We start from the raw sequence: 19,571 nt of genomic DNA, 5'->3' as shown, positions 1-19,571 counted from the left end.
GGAAAGAAGCATGGATCGCCAAAACACTTGCCCGCGGGTGGCACGCCGACCCGCGCACGGCCCGGTCACGCGCCCGCGGCGGGCCGCGCGGACCAGGTGCGGGGGACCGGTGAGCGGGAAGGGGCAGTGGCGGGCGCGCGTCCCGAACTGCGATCCTCCGGAGAACCACACGCACCAACCCGCGGCTCACGCACCACCCGCACCCCGCATCCCGCACCCGAGAGGCAGCCCCGTGCCCCAGATGACCCGTGAGGAGTTCGAGGACCTGGTCGGCGAGGCACTGGACCGGATCCCGGTCGAGCTGACCCGCCTGATGGACAACGTCGCCGTGTTCGTCGAGGACGAGCCGCCCCCGGGCGAGCCCGAACTGCTCGGCCTGTACGAGGGCACGCCGCTCACCGAGCGCGGCGAGTGGTACGCGGGCGTCCTGCCCGACCGGATCTCCGTCTACATGGGCCCCACGCTGCGGATGATCGAGCGGGAGGGAGGCGACCGGGAGATGATCGTCGAGGAGGTGGAGATCACCGTGGTCCACGAGATCGCCCACCACTTCGGGATCGACGACGAGCGGCTGCACGCGCTCGGCTACGGCTGATCCGTGTCCTCGGTCCGGGCACGGCAGTTGGGCAGGTCACAGCCGCTCGACCGCCCCGCAGCCCGAAAGGTGCCCCCACCGTGCGCCGACACCGCCGAACCGCCCGCTCCGCCTCCGCCGCCGCGGTACTGACCGCGGCCCTCGCCGGGTGCGTGAGCGTCGATCCCGCGGGCGGGTCCGGCGTCCCCGCCGAGGAAGCCGGCCTCGCCTCCAGCCGCAGCGCGCCGGAGACCCCGGCCCAGCACGCGCCCGACAGCACCTCGGCGGAGCCCGGCGGACCGTCCGGGCCGGTGCCGGACCCCGGCGGAACCACCGGCACCGCCGGACCCGCCACCCCCGGCTCCGCCGCCTCCACCGGACGGTCCGACTCCGGTGACCCCGCCACCGCCCGGCCGGACACCGCGCCCGCCCGGCCGCCGTCGAAGGACCGGACCCCGTCCGGCAGTACGTCCGCCCCGCCGCGCGACCCCGGCCCGCCCTCGTCCTCGCAGCAGCCGACGCCCACGCCCACCCCCACGCCGACACCCACCCCCACCCCCGAGCCGCCCGGGCCCGACCCCGAGGAGCCGGCCCCGCCGCCCGTCGACCCGCCCGCCGCCGACCGCCCCGACCCGGAGAGCTGAGCACACCCGGACAGCCCGGGCCCTGTCCCCGAGCGCGGCCCGTCCGCCCTCGCCGAACATGCGCACGATGCCGGTTTGCGTCCCCCAGGGCACGGTGCGTATGCTTGGAGATCGTTTGATTCCCACTTGCCCGGCGCCGGACTGAAGCGCGCCGTGTGGCGCGTTCCTCGTCAAGCCGTGGCTTGACCGCATCCAGGCGGTCGTGAGCAACCTACGGAGCTTAGGCGCGTGCCGTATGACTCCGGAAGGTTTTCATCACGCATGTCTGTCACCACCCCTGACGCCGTCCTGCCCATGGACGAGCCGACCCTCACCTTCGGCGACCTCGGTCTGCCGGACCCGATCGTCCGCAAGCTCGCCCAGAACGACGTCACCACGCCGTTCCCCATCCAGGCCGCGACCATCCCGGACGCCCTGGCGGGGCGCGACATCCTCGGCCGGGGCCGCACCGGTTCCGGCAAGACCCTCAGCTTCGGGCTGCCGCTCATGGCCCGGCTGTCCGGCGGGCGCACCGACAAGAAGCGCCCCCGCGCCGTCATCCTGACCCCGACCCGCGAGCTGGCCATGCAGGTCGCCGACGCACTCCAGCCCTACGGCGACGTGCTCGGCCTCAAGCTCAAGGTGGTCTGCGGCGGCACCTCCATGAGCAACCAGATGTACGCCCTGGAGCGCGGCGTGGACATCCTGGTCGCCACCCCCGGCCGGCTGCGCGACCTCATCAACCGCGGGTCCTGCTCGCTGGACGCCGTCCAGGTCGCCGTGCTCGACGAGGCCGACCAGATGGCCGACCTGGGCTTCCTCCCCGAGGTCACCGAGCTGCTCGACCTGGTGCCCCCCGGCGGCCAGCGGATGCTGTTCTCCGCCACCCTGGAGCGCGAGATCGACAGCCTGGTCAAGCGCTACCTGGTGGACCCGGTCAGCCACGAAGTGGACGCCGCCCAGGGCGCGGTGACCACCATGAGCCACCACGTGCTGATCGTGAAGCCGCGGGACAAGGCGCCGGTCACCGCCGCCATCGCCGCCCGCAAGGGCCGCACCATCATCTTCGTCCGCACCCAGCTGGGCGCGGACCGGGTCGCCGAGCAGCTGCGCGAGTCCGGCGTGCGCGCCGACGCGCTGCACGGCGGCATGACCCAGGGCGCCCGCACCAAGACCCTCGCCGACTTCAAGGACGGCAAGGCCCACGTGCTGGTCGCCACCGACGTCGCCGCGCGCGGCATCCACGTGGACGGCATCGACCTGGTGCTGAACGTGGACCCGGCCGGCGACCACAAGGACTACCTGCACCGCTCGGGCCGCACCGCCCGCGCGGGCCGCTCCGGCACCGTGGTCTCCCTCGCCCTGCCGCACCAGCGGCGCGGCATCTTCCGGCTGATGGAGGACGCGGGCGTGGACGCCTCGCGGCACATCATCGGCCGCGGCGACCTGTTCGAGCCGGAGGTCGCGGAGATCACCGGGGCCCGCTCGCTGACCGAGGTCCAGGCCGAGGCCGCGATGGGCGCCGCTCTGCAGGCCGAGCGCGAGGTGAACAGGCTCACCCGCGAACTGGAGCGCGCCCAGGCGCGCGCCACGGAGCTGCGCGACGAGGCGGAGAAGCTGACCGGTCGCGCGGCGCGCGAGCGTGGCGAGGACCCGGCCGAGGCGATCGCCGCGGCCGCCGAGGCGCAGGCCGCCGCCGAGGCCGAGCGGGAGGCGCAGCGCGAGGCACGCCGGGCCGAGAAGGCCGCCAAGGCCGAGGCCGAGCGGGGTGAGCAGCGCTTCGACGGCCGCCGTGACGACCGCCGAGGCGGCGGTGGCGGTTTCCGCCGTGACGACCGCCGGGACGGGCGCCGCGACGACCGTCGTGACGACCGTCGTGACGACCGCCGGGGTGGCAGCGGCGAGCCCGGTGACGACCGCCGCCCCTACGGCCGCCGCGAGGACGGCGACCGCCGCCCGTTCGACCGTGACCGCCGCCCGTTCAACGGTGACCGCCGCGACGACCGGGGCGGACGCCCCTTCGACCGCGACCGTCGCCCCTACGACCGTGACCGGCGTGACGACCGCCGCCCCGGTGCCGGTGCCGGTGACGACCGCCGCCCCTACGGCCGCCGTGACGACCACCGCGGTGACAGCAGGAGCGAGCACCGCCCCGAGGCCGCCCGCACCGAAGGCCGCCGCGACGACACCCGCGGTCGTTCCTTCGACCGCCGCGCCGACAAGCCCCGCTGGAAGCGCGGCAACTGACGCCACATGACGACGCCGCCCTCACCCCGGTCCGGGGGGAGGGCGGCGTCGCCGTGTCGGGGGACGTACGGCCCGGCCCAGACGGCACCACCACGGCGGGCCGTCCTGCCGGACCGGGCTACTGCACGGACCGGATGAACGCCTGCCAGGAGGCGGCGGGTATCACCAGCACCGGCCCGTCCGCCCGCTTGCTGTCACGGACGGGAAGGACACCGGGGAAGCCGTCGCAGACTTCCAGGCACTGTCCGTTGTCCATGCCGCTGTACGTGCTCTTGCGCCATGAGGCGTTCTCCACGTAGTGGTCAGTCATCCCGGGTTTCCTCCAAGTACCGGCTCACGAGCTTCCGTGAGTCCTGCTTCGATAGTGCGTTGAGCTTGGCCATGTCGAAAAGTTGGGCGTACTCCACCAGCCTGAGTGGCGATTCGACGGGTTCGCCACTGCCGAAGCTCTCGACAAGGCCGACGCGTTGGCCGTCCCTGAGCGTCAGCATGGTGAGGCTGCCTCCCTGCATGCTGTGGAGTCCGTTGGCGAGCGGGTAGATCTGCAAGGTGATGTGCGGGTGTTCGGACGCGGTGAGCAGGGCGGAGAGTTGCTCCCGGGCAGCACCCTTCTGCGCGACTGATCGCATCAGAACCACCTCGTCCAGCACCGCCCAGTACAGTGGAGGGGTCTTACCCTCGAGAATCCTCTTGCGCTTCATGTGTGCGGCTACGCGCGCATCGATTTCCGCAGAGGACTCCCGGGGAAGTCCCGCTCTGAGCAGTTCTCTCGCAAAGGCCTCGGTCTGCAGTAGCCCGGGAATGACTGAGCTTCCGAAGACCTCAATGCGAATGGCCTCTGCCTCACGTGCGACCACAGTCCGCGAGTAGTCGGCGATGAGAGCGTCCCGGACCACTTCCAGCAGATCGGTGAACGGAATGGTGGGGGAGAAGCGTTCGTCGAGTGCCCTGGCCATTTCCTCGCTGGGCAGCTTCCTGCCGCTCTCCACATCGGAGATGTAGGAATGCTGAAAGTGAATCTCTGAGCCGAGCTTGCGCAGGGAAAGCCCTGCCTCTTCCCGCAATTTGCGTAGTTGGCGCGCGATCAGAACTCTTGCTGTGAGCCGTTCGTCGTCGTGATTGGTGTCCAACATCGCTCCACTGTTCGGTCTCAACTGGGCGTTGTGACCGCGCACAGCCTACCGATCGGGCGTCCTTCCTGTGAGGCTACGACTACCGCTAGTCAACTCCCCTCACAGGAAGGACCTCTCATGGATACACCATCGGCAGCCGCTCGACGCAGTGCTGCCGCACATCCGTTCGTTCGGGCGAGCGCATCCGAGGCCGCAGCGGCGCGGGCCGACCGGCACACACCGGCGGCCCGGGACGCCCGCGACGCATTCCGGGATGTGCTCGGCCTGGTGGATGTGGCCCCTCATGCGGTGAGGCTTCTCTTCGACCACACCGGCAGGGAAACCGTCGTCCTGCGACTTCCTCCCGCGGAAGCCCACAAGGTGGCCCGGCAGCTCATCAGGATCTTCAGTGGAAAGTACTGAGCCCTGCTCACACCCCGAACTGGAACGTGTGCCCGAAGGCAGGAGGTGCAAGAGGTGTCTGCGGCTCATCTACACCAAGCCCAAACCCGCACATGAGGCAATGGGTGGCGACTCTTCTGCTCTGGCTTCTCCTGTCCGTGGCTCTCTGGGCCGGTTCTACCGCGCTCGGGCCGAGGTGCCCCGATGAGGGAACACGGAACCTCCGGGAGGACGGCAATCCCGTCGATGCCCTGTTCGCCGGCTGAAGGGAGGTGAGGAAAACGATCCGTAGTGCTATGCGCCTGCTGTCCCGGATCGTCGGACTGTTCCTGCCGGCAACCGGCCGGCACCGGGGCACCGGAAGGCATCGCAGGGCCTCCTCCCGGTGCCGTACGGAAGGGCCGCCACCGCTCCCTCCAGACCGGCCGACCCCGCAACTCCGGTTACCCCGGCGCGATGACGGCCCTTTGGCTTCCGATCACGCGCCCCTGGTTCGCCGCTACGTGGCCGAACACGTCCGGGGGACGGAAACCGCACGCCGGGAAGCACGGCAGCGGCTCGCCCGGCGCCGGGTCCTGTACGTCGCAGTCTTGGGCGTGCGTCTCGGCGCTGAGCGCATCCACGGAATACCCCTCAGGTAGCCGGGCGAGCCGCTGTGATGCCTGCCCAAAGCACGGGGCCCACCTCGAACGACGAGGAGGGCCCCGTTGCCCGGAGACCCGCTGCGAATGCGCCCGGGATGCGGTTCCGGTTCACCGTCAGGCCGTCCGTCATTCCGCGAAATACTTCGGTGATTTCCTCTGGAATTCGCCGGAGCGCGCTTCATGGAGCCCTCGCCCCGCCCTCGGGCAGGGATTCAGGCAAGCGCGGAGGAGGCGGCCTCAGGCCGCCGGGCGTCACTGGTGGTGGCGGCCCGGCCGCCCGGCGAGTGCCACGGTCTTCGCAGCTCAGAGGCCTGCTGATGGCTGGTCAGGGGCGGGGGCCGGATTGCGGGAGACTCCTCTCTGTGACCTTGATACGATGGAGCTCCCGATGCAGGGAAAAGGGCCGTTAGCTCAATTGGCAGAGCAGTGGACTTTTAATCCATTGGTTGTGGGTTCGAGTCCCACACGGCCTACCACCTCGACCCCGGGGGCCACCCGCCTGCGTGTCCGGCAGGGGGGGAACCCGACCGGTGCGGTCCTCGTTTCCGGGCCGTGCGCGTGCGGGACGTGGCGCGTGGACCCCCGCCCCCAACTCGTGCGCGCGGCCGGCCCGGGCCGAGCACTCCACCGAAGCACACCGGCCCGTCGTCCCGCGGCTGACCGAGTCGCCCGCGTGCGGTAGAACGGGCGTCATGGACGCCATGGCGCTGCGGCAGTCGCTGGACGAGATCTTCGACCAGGCCCTGGTCCATCACGGATACACCGACTACCTGCGCGATTACGAGCTCATCGTCTATGCGACCGCAGATCCCCGCACTGGCGTCGAACCGGCCTACCTGCGGTGTCTCTTCCGCTACTGCGTCGAAGCCCGGTGCACCTCATCGGTCTCGGCCGAGGGCTGGCGGACCTCTCTGGACGACCGGCTCATCGACCACGAGACAGGCAAGGATCTCGACGGTTTCGTCTGGGGTGTAAAGGCGCACAGGCTCTGCCCGGGTGCGGAGCTCCTCGCCGAGTCGGAAACGACCCGCCGCTGGGAACGGGCAGTCGGAATCGACTTTCACGAGGTCTCGATCGAGACCGAGGCACACCGACTCCGGCTGGTTTTCTCCGACCTTCAGGTCAGTGAGGTCCCCGCCGGATACACGCCCTTCCGTGCGGATGGCTGACGAGGAGAACGCGGGCCTCGGCTTCGCCCTGCCCCGAGGAGCGACCGGCTTCTTCCGGCCGGAGGACGGCCCGCTCCCCCGGACGGACCTGCGGGCTTTCCGTACCGCTCTGTCCGCCGCAGCCCGTGCCGACGGCGGACGCGTGCGGGAGGTGGAGGAGCAGGCGTATCCACGCACGTTCCACACCGCTGCGGTCGCCGGTCGCACCGGAGAGCACGTCGTCCTCTGTCACGCGCACCACGCCTGGATTGCCTTCGTCGACGAACGTCGGATGTGGTACCGCGACGAGTTCGTCGAGCCTCCGGTCTGGTCCGAGACATTCGCCCATGCCGGGTTCACGGTGCTCAGCCGGAAATGCCTGAGGATGCCCCTCTCCGGAGTGGACACCTCGGCTCTCACACCGGCCGAATGGCGCGAAGTCCGCTACTACGGAGTCATGGTGTTGGGCGAGCTGCTCTTCAACGCCTGGGATTGACTGGCCCCACAGCCATGGTTCGGCCGTGAGGGCAACCGACAGCAGCTTCCGCACGTACTCCGGAGACGCTCGACCGGATCACGGTCGGCAACGCGCACGGCCACCCCGTCAGCGGCACACGACCGGGCACCGCACGCCGACGGGGCAACGGAAACTGATCGCTCCGAGGGAGGTGTCCTGGCCAACGAGTGGAGCGGACGGGGCATGGCGGAACGACGGAGGGCCTGACGTTGATCAAGAAGCCGGTGGCAGCCGGCCAAGCGGGTTGGAGATCCGGGCAGCAGGTCCCGGCAGCGGGCGGGGCGGGGGACGCGAGGCGCTGGTGGGACCGGAGGCGGGGGCGGGTGCCGGCCGCCGTCGCGGTGCTGACGGCAGGGCTGCTGGCGTTCCACCGGGCGGTTCCCAACACGCCGGGCCGCGTGGGCAGTCTGCTGGAGGCGTTCCTTCCGCGGCTCGGCCTGGTGGTGCCGGTTCTGCTCGTGGTGGCCCTGCTGCGCCGTTCCGCCGTCGCCCTGGTGGCCGTGCTCCTGCCGGTGGCGGCCTGGACGTACCTCTTCGGCGGGCTGCTGATGCCCGGACCGGAGCCCGGCCGGCACGAACTGGTCGTGGTGCAGCACAACGTCAGTGACGAGAACACCGACCCGGCGGGCACCGCCCGCGCCCTGGCCGAGGCCGGGCCCGATCTCATCGGCCTGCAGGAACTGCTGCCGCAGGCACTGCCGCTCTACGAGGAGACCTTCGCACCCGACTACCCGTACCACGCCGTCCGGGGAACCGTCGGACTGTGGTCGAAGTATCCGCTCACCGAGGCCCGCCTGCTCGACATCAAGCCCCAGGAGATCACGGAGCCCTGGAGCCGCGGACTGCGGGCGGTGGTCCACACGCCGCACGGCGAGATCGCGGCGTATGTCGCGCACCTGCCCTCGATCCGCATCGGGGCAACCGGCCTCGCCTCCTCCCGCCGGGACGAGAGCGCCGCCCTGCTGGGCGACGCCATCGCTGCCGAGCAACGGGAAACGCTGGTCCTGCTGGGTGACCTCAACGGCACGGTCGAGGACCGCGGGCTGGCGCCGCTGACCTCACAGCTGAACGTGGCGGAGCGTGGCTTCGCCTTCAGCTTCCCCGCCGCCTTCCCGGTGACCCGGATCGATCTGGTCATGGCCCGCTCGGCGACCGTCAGCCACATCCGCACCCTGCCCGCCACCGGCAGTGACCACCTGCCGGTCGCCGCCCTGATCACCCTCCGATGACGGCGCGGTCTCCCTGACACCGCAACGCGTGGGACGGGACCCCAGCGACCGTTCGGCGACGTGGTCGAGCCGTGCGGCGAACACCTGCTCGGCGTCCGGGGTGATCGTGCGCAGGGCGACCATGCTCGTGAGAATCACGTCGCAAAGTTCGTTCTGCACGTCCTCCCACGTGTGCCCGGCGCCCTTGCGGGGGTTGGCCCGGCACACTCCGTGGATCGCCTCGGCGACTTCGCCCGCCTCTTCGCTGATCTTGAGCACCCGCAGCAGCCGGGCGACCTCGGGAGTCGTGTCGGTCTCGGCGTCGAGCCACTGCACGAGGCGGTCAATGGTGGGCCAGAGGTGTTCCACGTGGTGCTCCGTCGTCGTGGCCGGTGCTGCTCACCGGCGAGGTGTACTGAGGTGCAACGCAACCGGTCGGCAGGAGCGCACGCCCGCCACATCCGGAGAGGCGCTGCCTCGCCGTCCCGTCGTCGTTCCGGGGGCGCCCGGTCGTCGTCTTCGGGTGAGCGAACGGGCTGTCGGCAGGGGCCATGTCCGGGCCCCAGGAAACGCCTACAACTCGTCACCCTGGATGCGGGCGTACGCGCGCCGCAACTCCTCGATCACATGGTGGTGGCCGGGGAACTCCGTGTCGTCGATCCGGGCGATCGCCCGCACACCGAGTGCGGCGTTCGTCGCGAAGGCCGCCTCGAAGGAGCCGAGATCCGCCTTCCGTACCGCCCCGCGGACAGAGGGGTGGACCTGCTGGAGCAGCCGCATCGTGGTGCCCGGCAGGCACTCGGCGTCCGGCCAGACCACCTGCCCGTCCTGGACGAAGCCCACGTTCCAGGTGCCGCCCTCGGACACCGCCTCCCGCCCGTCCCGGCCATCGACGAACAGCGCGTCGTCGAAGCCCGCGAGCTGTGCCTCACGCCGATGCCGTATCGCGCCGAACAGGCCGACACTCTTCACCGCAGGCAGGTCACGCACATACGCGGCGCATCGCACCCGCAGAGGCGCGAAGGCCGTGCCGGCCGCCGCCCGGGTCGTCACCAGCACCTGTGGATGCGCCGGCGCGCCCGCGTTCCCCAGCCCCAGACCGGGGTCGAAGACGGTCACCCGCACCACCACGGGACCGTCGTCCGGAACCGCCCGGCGGGCAAAGTCCTTGACCCGCTCCACGTCGAGGCCGGTGCCGAACACCGTCCGGCAGTCGCTGACCAGCCGCTCCAGGTGCAGCTCCAGACCGCGCACGCGGCCGCCCTCCACGAGCATCGACGTGAAGTGCCCGTAGTTGGTCATGGCCAGAGCGCGCAGATCCTCGATCTGTGCCGGTTCGCCGTTCAGTTCAGCCATGCGCCCCAGGATTCCACCGAGGCCGAGCCGTCACGTCGTAGCGCGCCGCCGCCCGTCCGGCACGGCGAAGCGGCCGGCACGCCATCGCGCGCCGGCCGCCGTTCAGCCGTCGTCCTTCCGCCGGCACCCCGCGCGTCGGGGCCCCGGCCCTCTCACCTGGTCCGGGTACCACGCATCCGTACCCCGCCGAACACCATCGCCGCCACGAAGACGATGGCGCCGACGACCAGCAGCCAGAACAGTCCTTCGATGATGCTGCCCAGGACGCCCATGACGAGCGCCAGCAGGACGAGCAGAATGATCCAACCCATGTCAGATACCTCCATTTTTCCGGCTCACCGACGGGCGAGCCGCCGTTCACCGCCGCTGCCGGGCTGATAGCTGAGGGAGTAGTGCGAGAAGACCGACTCCTCATCACTCGCGGGCAACTCCCCGTCCGTGCCGATCGAAGGCGCGTCCTTCACTGTCTGCTTCTCATAGGCCACCCTCAGGTACCCCGGTCCCACCGCGGCCCCCACGAGAGGCACGAACACCAGCCGATGCCTGGTCGGCAACCCGACCGTGACGGTGGCGAACGAGGGCTGATCGGTCCGCGTGTCCACATAGACCGACTCCAGCGAGCCGATCTTGTGGTCGCGGCTGTCCACAACGGAGTGGCCCCGCCACTCCCGGATGTCGTGCACTTCGATCACTGCGACCCTCCTCTCCTAGGTCACCCCGGGTACCCGCCTCCCACCCGGTCAACCCCAGAGCCGAAGCCGACCCGCGATGGGCCACGGCCTGCGCGTGTCGCCGCCCCCCGCACGAACGCACTATCGTCTGCGCATGGCCGCCGCCGAGCTGATCCGCATCGTCTCCCGTTCCTCTCCCATGGCCCTGGCCCAGGTGGAACGCGTCCGCACCGAGCTGGCCGCCCGCCACCCCGGCATCACGACCGAGGTCGTCCCCGTCACGACCTCCGGCGACCGGTGGATGGGCGACCTCTCCGAGCTCGGCGGCAAGGGCGCCTTCACCAAAGAGGTGGACGCGGTCCTGCTGGCCGGCGACGCCGACCTGGCAGTCCACTGCATGAAGGACATCCCCGCCGACCGCCCCCTCCCGGCCGGAACCGTCTTCGCCGCCCACCTGGCCCGCGACGACATCCGCGACGCCCTCATCCACCCCGGCGGCCTCACCCTCGACGAACTGCCCGAGGGCACCCGGATCGGCACCTCCTCCGTCCGCCGCACCGCCCAGCTCGCCATCACCCACCCCCACCTGCGATGCGTCCCGATGCGCGGCAACGCCAACCGGCGCATGGAAAAGATGGAACAGGGTGAGGCGGACGCGCTGATCCTGGCCGTCTCCGGCATGCAACGCATCAACGAGGCCGACCGCATCAGCGACATCCTGCCGCTGGACACCATGTGCCCGCCCATCGGCGCCGGCGTGCTCGGCCTCCAGTGCCGCGAGGACGACACCGCCACCATCGAGGCCGTCACCCCCCTCAACGACCCCGACACCTGGCGCGAGACCACAGCCGAACGCATGCTCCTGCACGTCCTCCAGGGCCACTGCAACAGCCCCATCGCCGGCTACGCCAAGGCCGAACGCGACGGCCGCCTCTCGCTGCGCGCCCGCGTCTTCTCCCCGGACGGCAAGACCGTACTCGACGCCCACGAATGGGCGGGCCCTCTCGACCCCGCCACCCTCGGTACCTCGGTCGCCGTAGCCCTCCTCCGCCAGGGCGCCCGCGACGTCATCGACTCCATCCCCCACTGACCGACAGGCCGGATCCATGGAGAATCAAGACCACACGCGAAGAATGCCCGTAATGCCGGACTCTCGACAAGTAAGGAAAAACAGCCTCCCCCGCCGATAAACTCCCAGGTCAGCAAGTGTGCTCCCCGCACATGCGGGGATGGTCCCATTTACCTGACGGAGCCGAATGGCGCGGTAATGTGCTCCCCGCACATGCGGGGATGGTCCCCCCTTCATCTCGACTCTTCAGGAGTCTTTCGAGTGCTCCCCGCACATGCGGGGATGGTCCCGGCGCTCACAACGGCGACTACGGCCGCCCCGGGTGCTCCCCGCACATGCGGGGATGGTCCCCGGCTTCGGCCGGTCGGGCGGATTGGCATTCCGTGCTCCCCGCGCATGCGGGGATGGTCCCCAGAACACGAGGGCGACCGGGAATTGGGGCAAGTGCTCCCCGCGCATGCGGGGATGGTCCCTCGCTTGACTTCTGTTACAACGGCACGGCGTCGTGCTCCCCGCGCATGCGGGGATGGTCCCCCAAGTGGCGTCATCATGGGCCGTCATGGGCGGTGCTCCCCGCGCATGCGGGGATGGTCCCCGATGTGTACGGGGCGGAGGAAGACGCACGCCGTGCTCCCCGCGCATGCGGGGATGGTCCCTCCACGCCCGCACCATCCTGGCCCGCGCCGTGGTGCTCCCCGCGCATGCGGGGATGGTCCAAGCCGAAGCCGGTTGACACCGGGATGACAGCTGTGCTCCCCGCGCGTGCGGGGATGGTCCTCACTCCTCCGGTGTACTCACGTGAGTACACCAGTGCTCCCCGCGCATGCGGGGATGGTCCCTCTTACGGAATGGAGGCTACGGAGGCCGAGCGGGTGCTCCCCGCGCATGCGGGGATGGTCCCTGCTGGAGCGTGATGGCCATGGTCTCGGTCCGGTGCTCCCCCGCGCATGCGGGGGTGGTCGTCAGGCGGCAGTCTGACGGGTGGGGAGTGCAGAGGCCGAGGGTTGCGCTCTCAGCGCAGGTCGAGCCGCATGAGTACTCGGGGATGGCCGGCCAGTACCGAGGTGGTATCGGCTGCGTGGGTGAACCCGGCGCGTTCGAAGTTCTTCCGGATCCCCGCGTACGCCATCGTCACGTTCACCTTGTCGCCCCCGCTGTCGAGCGGGTACGCCTCGATCACCGGTGCGCCCTGGGCCCGGGCGAACTCGACCGCACCGGCAATGAGGGCGTGCGAGACGCCCTTCTTCCGGTGCCCTGGGCGTACGCGGATGCACCACAGCGACCAGACCGGGAGGTCGTCAACGTGGGGGATCTTGCGACTGCGTGCGAAGGAAGTGGCCGAGCGCGGTGCGACGGCCGCCCAGCCGGCCGGTTCGTCACCGTCGTAGGCGAGGACACCCGGCGGGGGATCCGTCCGGCACAACTCAGCAACGTAATCACCACGGGCCGGTCCACGGAGCTCGTTGTTGAGCCTGGACGGGATCCGGTAGCTCAGGCACCAGCAGACGTTGGCATCGGGCGATTTCGGACCGAGCACAGCGCGGACGTCCTCGAAGGCTGACGCAGGGCGGACTGTGATGGTCATGGCACCACGATGCCACCAGGTGCTCCCCGGCGCATGAGGGTCTTCACTCGCGAGAGGTCATGCGGGACCGCGGGGCCACTCCCCTCACGCGCTCTCCAGGGCTGGGGGAGGCAGGACCTCCACGACGACTGCCGTTCCGGTGATGGTCCGGTCCTCGTGCATGGTGACCGCCCGGCCGGGCTGAAGAAGCTGCCATTTCGACGGGGAGAGGGGGGCAAGGCGCACCGAGGCTCGCCCGCCGGGCTCCAGGCTCGGCGCGTACTCCACCCATAGCCGGGCGGTACAGAGTTCCGGTTCCCCTGTCGTGGTTCGATGCCCGATGTCCCATGCCGGCCGAAGGACACCGGCTCCCGGTATCGGGGTGCGCCGGTAAGCCGTGCTGTCGGCAGGTGTGAGAGTGAGATCGGCGCGGATGGTGCCGTACCGGGTCTCGTAGGCGCGCCAATGGCACCAGGCCGCGTGCCAATCGAGTCGCATCCGCTCGGCGGCGGTGGCGAGGCCCTGCCAGAAGCTCAGCGGGAGCGGGTGGACGTCACCGAGTTCTTCCAGTAGATCGAGGGCCACTTCCCATTCACGGTGGTCCAGGGAGTCCCGGATGTCGGTCACCGTGATGCCGTTCTGGGTTACGGTCTCGGCCGGGATCAGCAGGGCAGCCGTTTTCAGCAGACCGGGGACGTCCATGCCCCGATTCTCGACGAGAGTCCGCTCCCCTGCACCGGTAGTCGTGCGCTTGTTTCGGCCCGGCCCGGAGGCAGAAGCAACGTCGATGTGCAGCGGGGCATGCGGCGGCCGTTGCGGGAGAGAAGGGGCGCATCCTAGGCGCTACCGGCAGGTACCGATGAGCTTCAGGGAAAGTTGTGCTTCTTCGCCACAGCTCCTATTTAATGCCCGCATGCGCACGAGTTCGGCCTCGGGGTGGGGCAGTGGAGACATGCTTTCGCGCGCCGCGAGTCGCGTGTGGGCGAAGCATGACAGGGCCAGCGACGGATGGCTGCCGCTGTGGCGGCACATGGCCGACAGCGGGGCCGTCGCCGGGCTGCTATGGGACAAGTGGCTGCCGCAGCGCATCCGCGACATGGTCGCCCGGTCTCTGCGCAGCAACACCGAGGACGCGCGACGGCTGGCCGTGTGGCTGGCCACCACCCACGACATCGGCAAGGCAACCCCCGCCTTCGCCTGCCAGGTCGAGAGCCTGTCCGACCGGATGCGGGAAGCCGGGCTCGACATGCCGTTCCACAAGCAGATGACCGACCGTCGGCTCGCCCCGCACGGTCTCGCCGGGCAACTTCTCATCAACCAATGGCTGATGGAGCGGCACGGATGGCAGCAGCGGGCGACCTCCCAGTTCGGCATCATCGCCGGCGGCCACCACGGAGTCCCCCCGACTTCTGCGAGCGTCAAGGCGCTGACCGACCACCCCGCGCTGCTGCGCACGCCCGACAGCGAGCAGCAGTGGCGTGCCGTGCAGGACGAACTGCTGGACACCGCCGCCGAGGTGTGCGGGGTCGCCGACCTGCTCCCGGCCTGGCAGCACGTCAAACTGCCGCAGCCCGCGCAGGTGTTGCTCACCGCGCTGGTCATCGTCGCGGACTGGATCGCGAGCAACCCCGATCTCTTCCCGTACTACCCCGGTGCGCCGCGCGATGACGCCGAGCGCATCGCCGCCGCCTGGCGCGGGCTGAGCCTGCCCCCGCCCTGGGAGGCGCGGGAGCCGGACGGGAAGCTGACCCCGGAAGCTCTCTTCACCGAGCGGTTCTCGCTGCCCACCGGGGCCCGGATACGTCCGGTGCAGGCGGCCGCCGTGGAGGCGGCCCGGGCGATGGAGAGTCCTGGGCTCATGATCATCGAGGCGCCGATGGGGGAGGGCAAGACGGAAGCGGCGCTCGCGGTCGCCGAGATCTTCGCCGCACGCTCGGGCGCCGGCGGCTGCTTCGTCGCGCTCCCCACGATGGCGACCGGCAACGCCATGTTCCCCCGCCTGTTGGACTGGCTCGGCAGGCTGCCCGACCACCGGTCCGGCACCGGTGCCCACTCCGTGCACCTCGCCCATTCCAAGGCCGCGCTGAACCGCGACTACGCCACCCTCATGCGGGCGGGCGCCCGCACTCTGGCCGCGATCGATGTGGACGGTGACGAGGACCGGCTCAGCCACCGCCGGGACGCACGCCGCTCCGCCTCGGCCGAACTCGTCGCCCACCAGTGGCTGCGCGGCCGGAAGAAGGGCATGCTGTCGTCCTTCGTCGTCGGCACGATCGACCAGCTGCTCTTCGCCGGTCTCAAGAGCCGCCACCTGGCGCTGCGGCACCTGGCCATCGCGGGCAAGGTCGTCGTGATCGACGAGGCGCACGCCTACGACACCTACATGAACGTCTACCTGGACCGCGTCCTGTCCTGGCTGGGCGCCTACGGGGTACCGGTCGTGGTGCTGTCGGCGACCCTGCCGTCCGCCCGGCGGCGCGAGCTCGCCGAGGCGTACGCCGGAAAGCGCACCGACCCGGTCTACTTCTCCGAACTCCAGGACACCACGGGCTACCCGCTGCTCACCACCGTCGCCCCCGGCACGCGCCCCCGGACGTATCTGCCCGAGCCGTCCGGGCGGGGCGTCGGGGTCCTGACCGAGCGCCTCGACGACGACGTGGACGCCCTGGCCGACCGCCTGCAGGAGGAGCTGGCCGACGGCGGCTGCGCCCTGGTGGTCCGCAACACCGTGGCACGGGCCCTGGAGGCCGCAGCCTGCCTGCGCGACCGCTTCGGCACGGACAATGTCACCGTGGCCCACGCCCGCTTCCTCGACCTCGACCGCGCCCGCAACGACGCGGAACTGCTCCGCCGCTTCGGCCCGCCGGGCAAGTCCGGCGACGAGCGCCCCGCCGGCCCGCACATCGTCGTCGCCACCCAGGTCGCCGAGCAGTCCCTGGACATCGACTTCGACCTCCTCGTCACCGACCTGTGCCCGGTGGACCTGCTCCTCCAGCGCATGGGCCGCCTGCACCGGCACCCGCGCGGCGAGAACCAGAGCGGCCGTCCGCCCGCGCTGCGCACCGCGCGCTGCCTGATCACCGGCGCCGACTGGTCCGCGACACCCCCCGCCCCCGTGTCCGGCTCCGCCCGCGTCTACGGGGAACACCTGCTGCTGCGCACCCTGGCCGTCCTGGAACCCCACCTCGGCGGCTCCGCCGACAGCACCACCACCACCACTGCCGACAGCGCTACCGCCGACCCCCCGCACCCCCTGCCCGTCCGTCTCCCGGCCGACATCAGCCCGCTGGTGCAGGACGCCTACGGCACCGGCCCGGCCGGTCCGCCCGACTGGCAGGACGCGATGGAACGGGCCCGCACCGAGCACGACGTCCAGCGGGCGAAGCAGCGCGACAAGGCGAACGACTTCCTCCTCGACGAGGCCAAGCGGGACGGCCGCGCCCTGCTGGGCTGGATCGACGCCGGGGTCGGCGACGCCGACGACACACCCGCCGGCCACGCCCAGGTTCGTGACACCGCGGAGAACCTGGAGGTCCTGGTCGTCAGCCGCCGCACGGACGGCGCCCTGACCGTCGTCCCCTGGGCGGACAGCAAGCACGCCGGGGCCGAGATCCCGGTCGACACCGTGCCGCCGCCCGCCCTCGCCCGCACGGTCGCCGCCTGCGGGCTGCGCCTGCCCTACCACTTCTCCTTCCCGCAGGTGCTCGACCAGGCCATCGAGGAGCTGGAGGAGCGCTGCGTCCCTGCCTGGCAGGCCAAGGAAAGCCACTGGCTGGCCGGGGAGTTGATCCTCGTCCTGGACGAGGACTGTCGCACCCGGCTGGCAGGCTTCGATCTGCACTACTCGCCAACCGACGGACTTGAGGTCACCCGTGCCCAGTGAACCACCCCCGGACCACCAGCCCGGCGGGGCGAGCGAGACAGGGGAGGCGGCGGCGTCCTTCGACCTGATCACCGAACCCTGGCTCCCCGCCCAGCACCTGGACGGCACCGAGGCCGAACTGTCGCTCCTCGGCGTCTTCGAGCAGGCCCACCGCGTCCGGCGCCTGGTGGGCGACCTCCCCACCCAGGAGTTCGCCCTGCTGCGCCTGCTGCTGGCGATCCTGCACGACGCCCTCGACGGCCCGGCGGACCCGGAGGAATGGGCCGACTACTGGGAGGACGACCGGCTGCCCGCCGACCGCGTCCGTGAGTACCTCGCCGCCCACCGCCACCGCTTCGACCTGCTGCACCCCCTCACCCCTTTCTTCCAGGTGGCAGGTCTGCACACGGCGAAGGGCGACATGACGTCCCTGGACCGCATCGTGGCCGATGTCCCAGCCAACGACAGGTTCTTCACCATGCGGGCGCGCGGCGCCGACCGCCTCACCCCGGCCGAGGCCGCCCGCTGGGTCGTGCACGCCCACGCCTACGACCCGTCCGGCATCAAGTCCGGAGCCGTCGGCGACCCCCGCGTCAAGGGCGGCAAGGGCTACCCGCAGGGCGTCGGCTGGTCCGGCAACCTGGGCGGGGTCTTCGCCGAGGGCGACACCCTCAGGGACACGCTGCTGCTCAACCTGATCGCCACCGACACCGCCAACTTCCGGGCCGACAGCGACGACCGGCCCGCCTGGCGTCGCGAGCCCTCCACCGCCGCCCAGGCCGGTGCCGTCGAACTGGCCACCCGGCCGTCCGGCGTCCGCGACCTGTACACCTGGCAGACCCGCCGCATCCGCCTGCACCACGACGCCGACGGCATCCACGGCGTGCTGCTCTGCTACGGCGACCCCCTCACGCCCCGCAACATGCACTACCGCGAGCCCATGACGGCCTGGCGCCGCAGCCCCGCACAGGAGAAGAAGCACAAACTGCCGCAGGTCTACCTGCCGCGCGAGCACGACCCGGCGCGCACCGCCTGGCGCGGCCTGGGCGCCCTCGTCGCCGGCCAGGTGCGCGGCGCCGAACAGCGCCAGGAGGCGGCGGCCGTGGTGCGCCCCCGCATCCTGGACTGGATCGCCGGACTCACCGTCGAAGGCTTCCTGCCGCAGGATTACCTCATCCGGGCCCGGCTGGTCGGCGCCCGCTACGGCACCCAGCAGTCCGTCATCGACGACGTCATCGACGACTCGGTGCCCCTCCCGGTCGTCCTGCTGCACGACCGGGACCGCGGACTGGGCCAGGCCGCGATCGACGCGGTCACCGACGCCGACAGCGCGATCGGCGTCCTCGGAGACCTCGCCTCCGACATCGCCGTCGCCGCGGGCGCCGACACCGACGGCCCCCGCGACAAGGCCCGTGACCTCGGCTTCGGCGAACTGGACGCCCCCTTCCGCACCTGGCTGGCCGAGATCAGGCCGGGCCAGGACCCGCAGGAGCGCCGCCGCGACTGGCAGCGCCAGGCCCGCCGGCTCGTCAGCAGCCTCGGCGACCAGCTCGTGGACAACGCCCCGCAGGCCGCCTGGGACGGCAGGATCGTCGCCACCGGCAACGGCAGCCACTGGCTGACGGCGGCCTCCGCCCAGCTGTGGTTCCACCGCCGCCTCCGCAAGGCCCTGCCCCTGGCAGCGGCACCCGACGCCGACACGGCCGACGCCGACGACATTCCCGTCCCCGCCGATGCCGCCCCCGGCCCGGACACGCCCGTTCCCGACGCCGACGCAACCGCCGAAGACTCCGACGACCAGAACCCCGAGGCGCACGCATCATGACCCAGACCCGGAACGCGAACCAGCCCCGGAACGCCGGTTACAGCCGCCCCTTGGGAATCACCGGCACGGTCGTTCACGAGCTCATCACACCCATCCAGCGGGGCTACCTCGCCGTACCCGACCGGCCGGAGGCCGTCGCCGCTCTGGCCCGGCTGCGCCGGGGAGCCGGCCGGCCCATTGAGGCCGTCCCCGACCTGTGGGGCCTCACCGGCGACCCGCGCCTCTACCCCGGCGGTGCACTCCTCGACGAGGACGCCGAACACGGCGAACTCGCCGCGCACATCGCCCTCACCCTCTACGCGGTGCACCAGCAGTCCCACCGCAACGACAGGATGCACGTCCGCGACAGGCCGGGTACCGACCTCGGCGGCGCAGTGCGCAGGCTCATGCCGGGCGACGAAATCGACGAGGCGCTGCGCCGCCGCTTCGTCCAGGCCGGAACCGCCCCCGACATCACCACCCTCTCCCAGCGGCTGCGGGAACTCGTCACCCTCCTGCGCCGCGACGCAGTGCCGCTGGACTACGCACGCCTCGCCGACCAGCTCCACCGCGCCCAGCAGCCGGGCGGTCTGGCGGAGGTCCGCCGCGCCTGGGGCCGGGGCTTCCACGCCTACCGGCCCCCGGCGAAGAAGAAGGACGGCCAGGGCGACGGCGACGCTCCCGACCCCGGCACCGCCACCGGCAGCCCTCTCTGACACCGAGCGGCGACCGGCGCGCTCTGCCGCCCGTCCAACCGCCGCATCAGCTCC

General features: G+C 71.1%; 17 protein-coding genes, 1 tRNA gene and 1 CRISPR repeat array. Of the genes, 11 read left to right on the top strand and 7 right to left on the bottom strand.

Translation table 11 applies throughout. The annotated features are described in order from the left end of the window. The first annotated feature begins 241 nt into the window (after positions 1-241). The 3 genes from ABD299_RS17985 to ABD299_RS17975 all read left to right on the top strand — a co-directional run bounded on the left by ABD299_RS17985 (position 242) and on the right by ABD299_RS17975 (position 3,444). Positions 242-595 carry a metallopeptidase family protein gene (locus tag ABD299_RS17985; protein WP_344263726.1) on the top strand — a complete coding sequence of 118 codons (354 nt, stop codon included), beginning with the start codon at positions 242-244 and terminating at the stop codon, positions 593-595. Between the two features lie 80 nt (positions 596-675). Next, the gene (locus ABD299_RS17980; RefSeq protein WP_344263637.1) at positions 676-1,218 is read left to right on the top strand and encodes a hypothetical protein; all 543 of its coding nucleotides are present in this window, start codon (positions 676-678) and stop codon (positions 1,216-1,218) included. Positions 1,219-1,479: 261 nt separating this feature from the next. Continuing rightward, positions 1,480-3,444, top strand: coding sequence for a DEAD/DEAH box helicase (locus tag ABD299_RS17975; protein ID WP_344263635.1), 1,965 nt, complete (start codon positions 1,480-1,482; stop codon positions 3,442-3,444). Between the two features lie 118 nt (positions 3,445-3,562). Here ABD299_RS17975 and ABD299_RS17970 read toward each other — a convergent pair whose 3' ends face one another. Next, positions 3,563-3,754: a DUF397 domain-containing protein gene (locus tag ABD299_RS17970; RefSeq protein WP_344263633.1), complete on the bottom strand. Its 192-nt coding sequence runs from the start codon at positions 3,752-3,754 to the stop codon at positions 3,563-3,565. Then, complete coding sequence (locus ABD299_RS17965) at positions 3,747-4,577, bottom strand: helix-turn-helix domain-containing protein (RefSeq protein ID WP_344263631.1); 831 nt, start codon at positions 4,575-4,577, stop codon at positions 3,747-3,749. The genes ABD299_RS17970 and ABD299_RS17965 overlap by 8 nt, the downstream gene beginning before the upstream one ends. 1,425 nt (positions 4,578-6,002) lie before the next feature. Between ABD299_RS17965 and ABD299_RS17960 the strand changes: the two genes are divergently transcribed. From ABD299_RS17960 to ABD299_RS17945, 4 genes are all read left to right on the top strand, one after another. Next, positions 6,003-6,078 (top strand) — tRNA-Lys (locus ABD299_RS17960). A gap of 216 nt (positions 6,079-6,294) precedes the next feature. Further along, positions 6,295-6,771, top strand: a complete 477-nt coding sequence (locus ABD299_RS17955; RefSeq protein ID WP_344263629.1) for a YxiG-like protein — start codon at positions 6,295-6,297, stop codon at positions 6,769-6,771. Next, positions 6,764-7,246 (top strand): hypothetical protein, encoded by a 483-nt coding sequence (locus ABD299_RS17950; RefSeq protein ID WP_344263627.1) that lies wholly within the window; start codon positions 6,764-6,766, stop codon positions 7,244-7,246. Before ABD299_RS17955 ends, ABD299_RS17950 begins: the two co-directional genes overlap by 8 nt. Positions 7,247-7,590: 344 nt before the next feature. Beyond that, positions 7,591-8,496 (top strand): endonuclease/exonuclease/phosphatase family protein, encoded by a 906-nt coding sequence (locus ABD299_RS17945; RefSeq protein WP_344263625.1) that lies wholly within the window; start codon positions 7,591-7,593, stop codon positions 8,494-8,496. A gap of 552 nt (positions 8,497-9,048) precedes the next feature. Here the strand turns inward: ABD299_RS17945 and ABD299_RS17940 are convergent. The 3 genes from ABD299_RS17940 to ABD299_RS17930 form a co-directional block, all read right to left on the bottom strand. After that, positions 9,049-9,831: an aminotransferase class IV family protein gene (locus tag ABD299_RS17940; RefSeq protein WP_344263623.1), complete on the bottom strand. Its 783-nt coding sequence runs from the start codon at positions 9,829-9,831 to the stop codon at positions 9,049-9,051. 152 nt (positions 9,832-9,983) lie between these two features. Then, entirely contained in the window at positions 9,984-10,142 is a 159-nt protein-coding gene (locus tag ABD299_RS17935) for a hypothetical protein (protein WP_344263621.1), read from the bottom strand. A 24-nt stretch (positions 10,143-10,166) separates the two neighbouring features. Next, a complete protein-coding gene (locus ABD299_RS17930) occupies positions 10,167-10,523 on the bottom strand; it encodes a PRC-barrel domain-containing protein (RefSeq protein WP_344263619.1) in 357 nt (118 codons plus the stop codon). 133 nt (positions 10,524-10,656) lie between these two features. Between ABD299_RS17930 and hemC the strand changes: the two genes are divergently transcribed. Continuing rightward, positions 10,657-11,592, top strand: coding sequence for a hydroxymethylbilane synthase (gene hemC / locus ABD299_RS17925; protein WP_344263617.1), 936 nt, complete (start codon positions 10,657-10,659; stop codon positions 11,590-11,592). 118 nt (positions 11,593-11,710) lie between these two features. Beyond that, a CRISPR array of direct repeats spans positions 11,711-12,472; the repeat unit is 29 nt; unit sequence GTGCTCCCCGCGCATGCGGGGATGGTCCC. 111 nt (positions 12,473-12,583) lie between these two features. Here hemC and ABD299_RS17920 read toward each other — a convergent pair. Together ABD299_RS17920 and ABD299_RS17915 are read right to left on the bottom strand one after the other, a co-directional pair. Then, positions 12,584-13,156 (bottom strand): GNAT family N-acetyltransferase, encoded by a 573-nt coding sequence (locus tag ABD299_RS17920; RefSeq protein ID WP_344263615.1) that lies wholly within the window; start codon positions 13,154-13,156, stop codon positions 12,584-12,586. Between the two features lie 84 nt (positions 13,157-13,240). Next, positions 13,241-13,837 (bottom strand): hypothetical protein, encoded by a 597-nt coding sequence (locus tag ABD299_RS17915; protein WP_344263613.1) that lies wholly within the window; start codon positions 13,835-13,837, stop codon positions 13,241-13,243. 274 nt (positions 13,838-14,111) lie between these two features. On the opposite strand from ABD299_RS17915, the gene cas3 reads away from it, so the two are divergent. From cas3 to casB, 3 genes are read left to right on the top strand one after another with little or no spacing between them, the layout of a single operon-like run. Next, positions 14,112-17,018 (top strand): CRISPR-associated helicase Cas3', encoded by a 2,907-nt coding sequence (gene cas3 / locus ABD299_RS17910; RefSeq protein WP_425581362.1) that lies wholly within the window; start codon positions 14,112-14,114, stop codon positions 17,016-17,018. Then, positions 17,008-18,822 (top strand): type I-E CRISPR-associated protein Cse1/CasA, encoded by a 1,815-nt coding sequence (casA, locus tag ABD299_RS17905; RefSeq protein ID WP_344263611.1) that lies wholly within the window; start codon positions 17,008-17,010, stop codon positions 18,820-18,822. Before cas3 ends, casA begins: the two co-directional genes overlap by 11 nt. Then, entirely contained in the window at positions 18,819-19,517 is a 699-nt protein-coding gene (gene casB / locus ABD299_RS17900) for a type I-E CRISPR-associated protein Cse2/CasB (protein ID WP_344263609.1), read from the top strand. The genes casA and casB overlap by 4 nt, the downstream gene beginning before the upstream one ends. The last annotated feature ends 54 nt before the right edge of the window (positions 19,518-19,571 follow it).

Source organism: Streptomyces sodiiphilus (assembly GCF_039529215.1).
GTDB lineage: Bacteria > Actinomycetota > Actinomycetes > Streptomycetales > Streptomycetaceae > Streptomyces > Streptomyces sodiiphilus.
The sequence above is the reverse complement of the archived record's forward strand: the minus strand, read 5'-3'. Positions and strand labels throughout refer to the sequence as shown.